Source organism: Citrobacter sp. Cpo126 (assembly GCF_030332445.1).
Classification (GTDB): Bacteria; Pseudomonadota; Gammaproteobacteria; order Enterobacterales; family Enterobacteriaceae; genus Citrobacter; species Citrobacter portucalensis.
In genome coordinates this window covers 1-265 of record NZ_JAOWHT010000018.1, presented here as the reverse complement: position 1 = coordinate 265, position 265 = coordinate 1, and the positions used below count along the sequence as shown (strand labels likewise).

1 rRNA gene is annotated in these 265 nt (G+C 44.2%); it reads right to left on the bottom strand.

Annotated features, from left to right (window positions below):
* Nucleotides 1-78: ribosomal RNA gene (locus OGY17_RS00805) — 16S ribosomal RNA — on the bottom strand; the annotation flags it as partial.
* Nucleotides 79-265 lie beyond the last annotated feature (187 nt).

The window sequence follows — 265 nt, the reverse complement described above, 5'->3', positions numbered from 1 at the left end:
TCTGTGCTACCGTTCGACTTGCATGTGTTAGGCCTGCCGCCAGCGTTCAATCTGAGCCATGATCAAACTCTTCAATTTAAGTTTGATGCTCGTGAATTAAACTTCGTAATGAATTACGTATGTTCACTCAAGAGACTTGGTATTCATTTTTCGTCTTGCGACGTTAAGAATCCGTATCTTCGAGCGCCCACACAGATTGTCTGATAAATTGTTAAAGAGCAGTTGCGACGCGCTTTAGCGCTCTGTCGCGAGGTGGCGTATATTA